A 9,815-nucleotide genomic window follows, 5' to 3' on the forward strand; every position below is an offset into this window, starting at 1 on the left:
GGCAACGTGGACGCGCCGGTGCTGTTCGAGGCGCCGGTGGGGTTCACGCAGACCGGCCTCGAGGTCTACGCGGCCGTGAAGGGCAGCAGCGCAGCCTGGGGCGGCTGCAGCGTGTGGGTCAGCGTCGACGGGTTGAACTACCAGAAGGCCAGCACGCTGCACGGGCCGGCGCGCTACGGGCGGCTCGGCACCTTCATCAGCGGCGACAGCGTGACCGTGAGCACCAGCGGCCAGCTGATCAGCACCAGTGCGGCCGATGCCGCAGCACTCGGCACGCTCTGCTACATCGGCGGGACGGTGCCCGAGTACCTCGCTTTCCAGAATGCGGCGCTCCTGGCGCCCGGGACCTATGCGCTGTCCGGCCTGGTGCGCGGTGCGCACGGCACGCCCAGCACCGGCCACCAGATCGGCGACGCTTTCGTGCGCGTGGACAGCTCGATCGGCAAGAGCGGGCCACTGGAGCTGAGCTTCATCGGCAAGACGATCCACTTCAAGTTCACCAGCTTCAACATCTTCGGCGCGGCCGAGCAGAGCCTGGCCGAGGTGTTGGCCTACGACTACCGCGTAACCGGTGCGATGGCCGCGCTGCCGCCGTCGGCACCGACGGACGTGTCCGCATCCTTCGAGCCTTTCGGCGTGCGGCTGAAATGCGCCAAGAACGCCGAGCCGGATGTGGTTGGCTACGAGTGGCGAGTGAGCACTGGTCAGAGCGCGACCTGGTCGACCGCACAGGTGGTCGAGCAGCTCGGCGGCACCTCGCACCTGTGGGCGGTGCAGGCAAGCGGCGCCTTCACGGCCTGGGTCGCCGCGGTCGATGCGTTCGGCAACCGCAGCACGCCGACGAGCGTGGCTGGCACGGTGACGGCGCCGGCGATCTCTGCACTGAACGCGACCATCACCGGCACCGACCTGCAGCTCGACTACGCGGGCGTGCCGGGCGCGTTCGCGATCAGCGGCTACGAGTTGCGCTTCGGCGACAGCTTCGCGGCGGCCACCGTCGTCGGGGTGTTCCAGATCACGCGGCACCTGCGCCGCATCGACTGGGGCGGCGCCAGGCGGTGGTGGGTCGCGGCGATCGACGTGAAGGGCAACCGCGGCGCGGCCTCGTCGGTCGACACGGTGGTTACCGCGCCGGGCGCGATCGTCGCGTCGCGCGCCGAGGTCGTCGACAACAACGCGCTGTTGTACTGGACCGCTCCGGCCAGCGGCAGCCTGCCGATCGACCGCTACGAGGTCCGCAAGGGCGCAAGCTGGGCCGCGGGCACCATTGTTGGCTCCAACGGCAACAGCACCTTCACGGCGATCTTCGAGCAGCAGGCGGGCGTCTTCACATACTGGGTCGCGGCTTTCGACAGCGCCGGTAACACCGGCACACCTGTCGGCATCGCGGCCACCATCAACCAACCGCCCGACTACGTGCTGCGCACGCAGATCCACTCGACGTTCAGCGGCACCTCGACGAATCTGTTCCTGGAAGATGGCGCGCTGCTCGGGCCAGTCGCGCCGGAGACCTGGGCGCAGCACTTCGAATCGCACGGCTGGACCACGCCGCAGCAGCAGGTCGACGCGGGCTTCCCGCTGTATGCGCAGCCTAGCGTGTCCGCCGCGACCTACGACGAGACCTTCGACTACGGCACGGCGCTGCCGCCGACGATCGTCACCGTGACCCTGGGCGCGACGGTGGTCGCCGGCCAAGTCACGTCCAGCTGCCAGATCTACACGAAGTTGAACAGTGCAGACGCCTGGACAGCCGCGGCGGCGGGCGCGACCAGCGTGCTGGCGGCGAGCTTCCGGTACGTGCGGGTGGTCTGGACCTTCAGCTGCAGCGCGGGCGCGAACCTGATCCGTATCGCGAGCCTGGACGTGAAGCTCTCGAACAAGCTCAAGACCGACTCGGGGCGCTTCGTGATCACCAACGCGGCGGCGGGCGTGTTCGTGCCGTTCGCTGTGACCTTCATCGACGCCGACACACCGCTCTGCCAGGCCAATGGAACGACGGCGCTGCTGCCCATCGTGGACTTCCTCGACGTGCCGAACCCGACCGGCTTCACCGTCTACCTGCTCAACCCGCAGACCGGCCAGAAGGTCACCGGTTCGGGCGGCTGGACGGCGCGTGGGTATTGACCCCCGCATAGCTCAACACCTATTCAACGACTCAGACGACATCACCGACCACCATGCCGATCGACTTCAGCAAACCCGTCACCACCGACCGCTATGACACCGGCGTCCTGCCGCAGATCAAGGCTTCCTTCAGCGCGTTGTCGCAGTGGATGGACCCAGCCTACGTCGGCGCAATCACCAGCCCGCCGGCGGGCGCAAAGCGCTTCACCGGCGGACTGATCCAGGAGTTCAATGGCAGCAGCTGGGTGGAGAAGGCCACGGGCTACCTGAAGAACACTCCACCGGTCTCGTACACCTCGGTGTCGATTCCTGGGGTCGCGGGCGGATGGGCCGGTGTCCAGTTCAGCGATACCGCCAAGCTGTACTCGCTGATGGTGAACGCGAGCGACGGCACGTCGGGGATCTATTCGGTGAGCGAAAGCCGGTGGAAGTGGTTCTTCGACAACGTCGGCCAACTCATCGAAGGGACGGTGCCTTGGGGCCGCGTCACCGGAGCGCCAGCCATCACGGCGTGGGTGCCGGATTTTGCGGCCAACGGCAACACGGTGGCGTTGCGCAACGCGAACGGCTACTTGCACGCTACCTACTTGAACCAGAGTTCGCCCAACAGCGAGAACGGACCCATCAGCCAGGTCTTCATCAACAACGGTGGCGACGGCTTCCTGCGCAAGGTTGACCTGAGCTACTTCGGCAACAGCCTGGTGGTGCCGTGGACCAACATCTCCAACCGRCCGGGCTCGATGTCGCAGTTCTTCAACGACGTGGGCTTCGTGTCGTGGAACAGTGCGCCCGTCTTCTCGGGCCTGGTCTACGGGCGAGGCGGAGGCGATGGGCTCGGGCGCATCACGATGACAAACGTGGCTGGCCAGCCGTCGGGCGGTGCGCCGGGYGACCTCGTGTTCGTGTACTGAGGAGAAGGGCACACATGGCAGAGATGTGGCGGTACGACAGTGGGGGCGTGGCGCGCAAGATCCGCGAGGTGTGGCGATATGACGTGGGTGGCACGCCGCGCAAGGCGCGCGAGATCTGGCGGTATGGCGCCGACGGCGTCGCGCGCAAGGTCTTCAGCGGGTCGTTCGTGGTGACCGCTTCGACGGCCAGCGTCTTCGGTTCGGGCTTCACGTCGACTCGCGGTGCAACCGTGCCGGTGACCACCACCCCTGTGACGGTGACGGTGCAGGGCGGGGCGGGGGTCTTCACCATCGCCTGGTCGACATTGTCAGGATCGTCCGCGACCGCGATGTCACCCAACCTGGCGACGACGCAGTTCCGGCGCAATGCAGCTGCCCCAACGACCGTTGGAAAGGCCAACACGCTGAGTGGCGTGCAACGGTGCACGGTGACGGAAGTGAACACGGGCGAGGTGAAGACGATCGACGTGACGGTGGTCACAGAGCACTGGTACGACTTTTGAGGCTCCAGCGAGCGGCACTTATCGACCGAGGCTGTGTGAAAACGCAGGACTTGAAGCCGTTCCCGGGTCTGCTCCCCCCTCCCCGTAGGTCGATCGTCGAACACCGCGCGATCTAAGAGGTCGATACGCCTTGAAGCCAAGGCGCGATGGCCGCACGAAGCTGGAGCGTTGAGTAAGGTTTCGCTACGTGAGCATCCATTCCGGCGGCAAGGCATCGATCTACGTCGTTCTTGAATGCGTTGGCTGTCAAGGCGATGATGGGGATCCGGGGCTGACCGTTGCACCGCTCAGCCTCGCGAATTCGGTGCGCCGCTTCATAGCCATCCATTACGGGCATGTGGCAGTCCATTAGCACGAGCGCGAAGGGCGTCACCGCCAACTTCGCCAGCGCCTCTTCGCCATTCGCCGCGGAAACGACTTCGAGGCCAAGCGATTCCAGCATAGCGATGCCAACCATCTGATTGACCAAGTTGTCTTCGACCAGCAGGACAAGGCCCTCCAGACGATCCGAACTTGATGCCCCTTCGAGCTTGCCGAGCGGCATGGGCGCGGTCGGCGCGGCGACCTCGAGGGCAAGCTCGAACCCGAACGTCGAACCCTGGTCGTGGACGCTCGTTACCTTCAACTCCCCGCCCATCACCCGCACCAGTTGCCTGCTAATGGATAGCCCCAAACCCGTGCCTCCCGGTCGCTCGTGGGTGGGATCATTGGCTTGGACGAAGGGCTCGAAGATTCGCTCGAGTTGTGATGGATCAATGCCAATGCCGGAATCCTGCACTTCAAAAGCAACGTGCTCGCCGTCACCACTGCGAACTAACTGCGTCCGAAGAGTCACATTGCCTTGCGGCGTAAACTTGATCGCGTTACCCACCAGATTCAGCAGCACTTGCCGCAGATGCAGCGCATCGCCGAGCCGCATATCTGATAATCCCAGGCCGGGCTTGAACTGTAAGTTGATGCCATTTCGCTCGGCCGAAGGTGAAAACAAGGCGACAACCGAGCGCGCGACGGAATTCACGTCAAGCGGAGCAAGGTCAACCTGAAGCAAGTTCGAACCGATCTTCGCGAAGTCGAGCACTTCATTGAGTGTCGCAAGCAAGGCCTCGCCTGACGCCGTGGCCACCCCAAGATAGTGCATCTGCCTGGGCTTAAGTTCAGACTTTGACAATAGCTCCAGGGCACCGAGCATGCCGTTCATAGGCGTGCGCAGCTCGTGACTCATATTTGACAGGAACTGTTCTTTGGCGTGCCCCGCGGCAAGGGCCTCGTCGCGCGCAATCTCGAGCTGCCGAGTTCGATCGGAAACGCGATCTTCAAGATTGACGTTGAGCTTGGTCAGCGCTTCCTTGGCGCGTGCCTCCGTGCGCACCCGACGTTCCGACGAACTTGCGCTATCGCTGCGAGAGCGCTCGGCGAGTTCGGCCGCGGTATGGGCATTCAGCGCCGAGATCACCAACTGCTGGTTCGCTTCACGTACGAGTTGATGTTGATCACTAGCAGCCAGACGTTCGGCTGCATGCCGTACTTGCTGATTGATATCAGCCAGGACCGCTTGCGCAATTGACAACTCGAGGCGAGCGCGCGAAAGCAGCTGAAGGGTGCTTGATCGCTGGCCGCAGATTCGGCGAGTAGGCCATTTCATGAGCACGCCGTCCTCTCTCAGTGAATTGATGCCCGATACACGGTGCTGAGCTGCATCAGCGACTGAGTCAAAGCAATAATGTATTGCCAAATGACACTTCAGACTTCGCTGTTTATCTCTCGACAAACGCATCGAATTGATGCCGAAGATCATCTAACCTACATCATCGATTTGAAGGCGTGACAAGCCTGAGAGGCACGGCAAGGGTCGTCCGCTCACGGCCATGTGTTCAAACGGGTGGCGGGAGTCCGCGAGAAGATAATCCCGGTTTGGGATCTACAAACGGGACGAAGATCCCGCGAGGATGGGCGCATGAGCACCCTGTCCTCCACCATGCTGGCCGCGTACCTGCAGGCCGAAACCGATGTCCTCCTCGGCAAGGAAGCGCGCCTCGGCGATCGCGTCTTCCGCAGCGAAGACCTGGCCGAGATCCGGGCCGGCCGACAGGAGTGGGAACGCCGCGTCGCCGGTGAGCGCGACCGCGCATTTGGTGCATCGACCCTGGGCGGCCTGCGCTTCTCCGTCGCGCGTCTCGACTGATGGCGGCGCGCTTGAACCCTGTCGACCGCCTCGTCGCTTGGCTCGACCCGCAGCGCGGCCTGAACCGCCTGCGCAATCGCACGCTGCTGGCGCACTACGAGGCTGCGCGCCCGAACCCGCAGCGCAAATTTCGGCGTGATGGCGGCTCGCCAAATCAGCTGGTGGAGCAGGGCGCTGCACCGCTGCGCAACCAGATGCGCTCTCTCGATCGAAACCACGACCTGGTCGTCGGCTCGCTCGACGTGCTGGTCAACAACACGGTGGGCGCCAACGGCATCGGTGTCGAGTTCCAGCCGCGTACGCTCAGCGGCGAGATCCATGCCGATTACGCCGCAGCGCTCTCGGCGGCCTGGCGCGACTGGCAGCGCCGCCCCGAGGTGCGCTGGCAGCACAGCTACGCGCGCTGCCAGCGACTGCTGGCCCGCACGCTGTACCGCGACGGCGAAGCGTTCGCGCAACGCCTCAGGGGCAGGGTGCCGGGCCTGGACCACGGCACCGCCGTGCCGTACTCGATCGAATTGCTGGAGCCCGAGCTTGTGCCGATGGACTTCAATGACTCGGCCCGCGGCATCAAGCAGGGTATCCAGTACAACGCATGGATGCGCCCGACTGCCTACTGGGTCAGTAAGACCCACCCCGGCGAGGCGACGACCCTTCACCAGGATCTGAACGTTGTCACGGCCGACCGCATGCTGCACCTGGCGCACCTGTCGCGCATCGGCCAGCTGCGCGGCGTCACCCGCTTCGCCAGCGTTATCGGGCGCATTGAGGACATCAAGGACTACGAGGAGTCCGAGCGCATCGCGGCGAAGGTAGCGGCGATGCTTACCGGCTACGTGAAGCGCCAGGCACCGGATGGCGGCGGCTATGAGGGCCCGCTGAAGGACGACAACGGCAATGACTTGCCGCGCCAGGTGTCGCTGTCGCCGGGCACCATCATCGACACGCTCGCGGTGGGCGAAGAGATCGGCCTGATCGACAGCAAGCGCCCCAACCCGAACCTGATCACGTTCCGCAACGGGCAGCTGCGCGCCTTTGCTGCCGGTATCAGCGCGAGCTACTCCAGCGTCAGCCGCAACTACGACGGCACGTACAGCAGCCAGCGGCAGGAACTGGTCGAGCAGTGGGTGCACTACGCCTGCCTGACCGACGACTTCGTGTCGATGGCCGTACAGCCGGTCGTCGAAGACTTCATCAACGCTGCGAATGCCTCTGGTGTGGTGCCAATCCCTGCTGACCTGAAGCCCGGCACAAATGACGACGTGCTCTATGTCGCGCCGTCGATGCCGTGGATCGACATGGCAAAGGAAGCCACCGCCTGGCTGACCTTGAGCCAGGCCGGCTTCATCAGCGAGGTCGAGGTGATTCGCAAAGCCGGGCGCAACCCGGACACGGTGCTCGAGCAGATCGCGAGCTGGCGCAAGAAGGTCGAGGAGAAGGAGCTGCGTTTTAGCAGCGACGTGCGTCACCAGAACGCGAGCGGCCTCCCCACCGCGCCGAACTCCAACGACCCCAACGATCCGATCAACGACACCACCGAGGAGGGCCAGACCGATGACGACAAGCCATGAGCCGCGCAACCTGACGGACGCCGACACCAGTGCCATCGCGGAGCACCTGGCTGACCAGCTCGCCGCCCAGCTCGTGACCCGACTCGGCGATGAGCGCACCGCGCAGCGCTTGGTCAACGTATGGGGCGGCTACGTCGACCGGCAGCTCGGCCGAGGCCTGCGCCGGCTCGCGATGTACGCGGTGATGGCGCTGCTCGGGCTGGGCGCGCTGAAGTTCGACTGGTTCAGCCGCCTGCTTGGCAAGTGATCGGCGCAGCCTCCGCATCCCACAGCCATGACAACCTCAACGACTACAGCAATGAACTTCGAGACCGCATTCGACCAGGTGCTCGGCAAGGAAGCCGGTTTCAGCTACGACCCGCGCGACAGCGGCGGCCAGACGAAGTACGGCATTACCGAAGCGGTGGCTCGTGCTTTCGGCTACGCCGGCCCGATGAATCTGCTCGGCCTCGACCAGGCCAAGGCGATCTACCGCAACCGGTACTGGGATGCGCTGCAGCTCGACCAGGTCGCGAGCGTAGCCCCGGTCATAGCCGGCGAGCTGTTCGACACCGCGGTGAACCAGGGCACCGACCAGGCGGCCACCTTCCTGCAGCGCGCGCTCAACGTGCTGAACATGGAAGGCACCTGGTATCCCGACGTGCAAGCGGACGGCCGCATCGGTCCGATGACGATCGCCGCGCTGCGGGAGTACATGCGCCGCCGCGGAGCCGAGGGGCAGGTGGTGCTGCTGCGCGCGCTCAACGCGCTGCAGGGCGCCTTCTACGTCGAGCTGGCCGAGCGCCGCGCGAAGGATGAAGCCTTCGTCTACGGCTGGCTGCTGAACCGCGTGGAGATCACGCCCGCGGCAGGAGGCAAGGCCTGATGGACCCGATCAGCACCGCCTTTGCGCTCGCGCAGTTCGTGCCGGGCATCCTGAAGTGGATCACCGGCAGCGACCAGGCCGAGCAGGCTGCCAGCACCGTGATCGACATCGCCAAGCAGGTCACCGGTAAGGACACTGGCCAGGCCKCGCTGAGCGCGATCCAGGCCGATCCTGCTGCGCTGCTGGCCTTCCGCCAGGCGGTGATCGCGGCCGAGGTCGACCTCGACAAGGCTTTCCTCGCCGATCGCCAGGACGCCCGCAAGCGCGACGTGCAGCTTGCCCAGCTCGGCCGGACGACCAAGCGCGCGGACCTGATGATCGTCGGCGACGTGGTGGGCATGCTGGCCTGCCTTTCGGCGATGGTCTTCGTGACCTGGCTGGGCGTGACGAAGGGCGGCGACGTGAACCCGCTGATCATGGCGCTCAATGGCCCGCTGGGCATGCTGACCCAGCAGTTCGCCAATGGCCTGCGCGACGCACACCAGTTCGAGTTCGGATCGAGCCGCGGTTCGGCCGAGAAGACCGAACTCCTCGCGAGAGCGCCGGCAGTGAAATAGACCGCTGGACTGCAGTGACTCAGCGGCTACCGTCCAAGAACTCATCGGTGTGGATGAGCACCGGGGAAGTCCCTTCGCGGAGGTACTTTCTGGAGACCATCTGGTGGATCTCTTGCCGGTGGGATTCGTAGGCCGCAAGCCAATCCGACGGGCTTGGACCGGCCACAAAACGGTCTTCCAGAAATTCCCTGGAGACCAAGGCTCTGACGATCAGCCCGCCGATGACAACGACAAACCGCACAGCCTCGCTGCGAGTATCAACACTCGGGGCGCTGAAAAATTCCTGCTGAATCAAAGCAGTGCTCCCTTCGAACGCCGGTGCACATAGCAACTTGCCCGGAGTTTGGATTCTCCGCTTCTCCAACCGCTGTGCAGTTGAATATTTCAGCGATGTGCAGGCGTCTGCACATGTCAAAAGACATGACGGCTACCGAATTGGTTGCCGTTTGCTCAATAGCCGCGTGTCCAGTTTTTCTCGGTATGCAACGGCACTGGTGACATCTGGGTGTTCGATACGCTGTTTCAGCCGGGCGGTTGATCGAGGCCGCAAGACTCTCGTACGCGGAGGCCCAACTCGCCGGGTCTGAAGTTGCGCCGAACCGATCTATCAAGAACTCCCGCGATGCCATCCACCGCCGCCTTGATCAGAGCTACGATGTATGGTGTTGAGCAACGGCAGGGAGACAAGAAATTCGCTCCCGAGTTCTGGCCCTGGGCTGCTGGCGGTGATGCTTCCGCCATGCGCTTGTACCAGCTCATGGACGACCGCGAGGCCGATTCCCAGGCCGAGCCCGTGGAAGGCGGACGCCCGAGGATCTTGTGTAAACAGATCGAATACGCGAGGCAATACCTCGGCCGCTATCCCGATCCCGTTGTCGGACACACTCACTACGCAGGTGTCGATTGTGCTGACGACGGACATCGATACGACTCCTCCAGACTGTGTGTACTTGGAGGCGTTGTCCAGTAGATTTTGAAAGACCTGGGCCAGTCGAACAGGGTCGCCGAAGACCCATAGGGGACCAACTGGCAGCTTCATCTTGAAGTGTTGCAGGTGCTTGTCGATCGCGGGACGGCAAGATTCAATCGCTAGCCTGAGCAC

11 protein-coding genes are annotated in these 9,815 nt (G+C 64.2%); 8 read left to right on the top strand and 3 right to left on the bottom strand.

All coding sequences use genetic code 11. The features are described from left to right. From AC1DXV_RS26365 to AC1DXV_RS26375, 3 genes are all read left to right on the top strand, one after another. The coding region (locus tag AC1DXV_RS26365; RefSeq protein WP_477936349.1) for a GTA baseplate fiber-binding domain-containing protein at positions 1-2,124 on the top strand (2,124 nt) is incomplete at its 5' end. A gap of 53 nt (positions 2,125-2,177) precedes the next feature. After that, positions 2,178-3,035: a hypothetical protein gene (locus AC1DXV_RS26370; RefSeq protein ID WP_477868095.1), complete on the top strand. Its 858-nt coding sequence runs from the start codon at positions 2,178-2,180 to the stop codon at positions 3,033-3,035. Between the two features lie 14 nt (positions 3,036-3,049). Next, positions 3,050-3,538, top strand: a complete 489-nt coding sequence (locus AC1DXV_RS26375; protein WP_477868093.1) for a hypothetical protein — start codon at positions 3,050-3,052, stop codon at positions 3,536-3,538. A gap of 112 nt (positions 3,539-3,650) precedes the next feature. Here the strand turns inward: AC1DXV_RS26375 and AC1DXV_RS26380 are convergent, their stop codons facing one another. Next, complete coding sequence (locus AC1DXV_RS26380; protein ID WP_477936351.1) at positions 3,651-5,333, bottom strand: ATP-binding protein; 1,683 nt, start codon at positions 5,331-5,333, stop codon at positions 3,651-3,653. Positions 5,334-5,492: 159 nt separating this feature from the next. On the opposite strand from AC1DXV_RS26380, the gene AC1DXV_RS26385 reads away from it, so the two are divergent. The 5 genes from AC1DXV_RS26385 to AC1DXV_RS26405 are packed head-to-tail and all read left to right on the top strand — an operon-like array spanning position 5,493 to position 8,713. Further along, a complete protein-coding gene (locus AC1DXV_RS26385) occupies positions 5,493-5,720 on the top strand; it encodes a DUF6148 family protein (protein WP_477868089.1) in 228 nt (75 codons plus the stop codon). After that, positions 5,720-7,291, top strand: a complete 1,572-nt coding sequence (locus AC1DXV_RS26390; protein ID WP_477936353.1) for a phage portal protein — start codon at positions 5,720-5,722, stop codon at positions 7,289-7,291. Before AC1DXV_RS26385 ends, AC1DXV_RS26390 begins: the two co-directional genes overlap by 1 nt. Next, the gene (locus AC1DXV_RS26395) at positions 7,275-7,538 is read left to right on the top strand and encodes a hypothetical protein (protein WP_157598160.1); all 264 of its coding nucleotides are present in this window, start codon (positions 7,275-7,277) and stop codon (positions 7,536-7,538) included. The genes AC1DXV_RS26390 and AC1DXV_RS26395 overlap by 17 nt, the downstream gene beginning before the upstream one ends. 51 nt (positions 7,539-7,589) lie before the next feature. Continuing rightward, positions 7,590-8,156: a glycoside hydrolase family 108 protein gene (locus AC1DXV_RS26400; protein ID WP_477868084.1), complete on the top strand. Its 567-nt coding sequence runs from the start codon at positions 7,590-7,592 to the stop codon at positions 8,154-8,156. Continuing rightward, on the top strand, positions 8,156-8,713 hold the full coding sequence (locus AC1DXV_RS26405; protein WP_477936355.1) for a hypothetical protein: 558 nt from the start codon (positions 8,156-8,158) through the stop codon (positions 8,711-8,713). The genes AC1DXV_RS26400 and AC1DXV_RS26405 overlap by 1 nt, the downstream gene beginning before the upstream one ends. A 19-nt stretch (positions 8,714-8,732) precedes the next feature. Here the strand turns inward: AC1DXV_RS26405 and AC1DXV_RS26410 are convergent, their stop codons facing one another. Both AC1DXV_RS26410 and AC1DXV_RS26415 read right to left on the bottom strand, forming a co-directional pair. Continuing rightward, positions 8,733-9,008 (bottom strand): DUF1488 family protein, encoded by a 276-nt coding sequence (locus tag AC1DXV_RS26410; protein WP_056819875.1) that lies wholly within the window; start codon positions 9,006-9,008, stop codon positions 8,733-8,735. A gap of 312 nt (positions 9,009-9,320) precedes the next feature. Beyond that, the coding region (locus AC1DXV_RS26415) for a sensor histidine kinase (RefSeq protein ID WP_477936358.1) at positions 9,321-9,815 on the bottom strand (495 nt) is incomplete at its 5' end.

This window comes from Rhizobacter sp. P3_C12 (assembly GCF_056402735.1).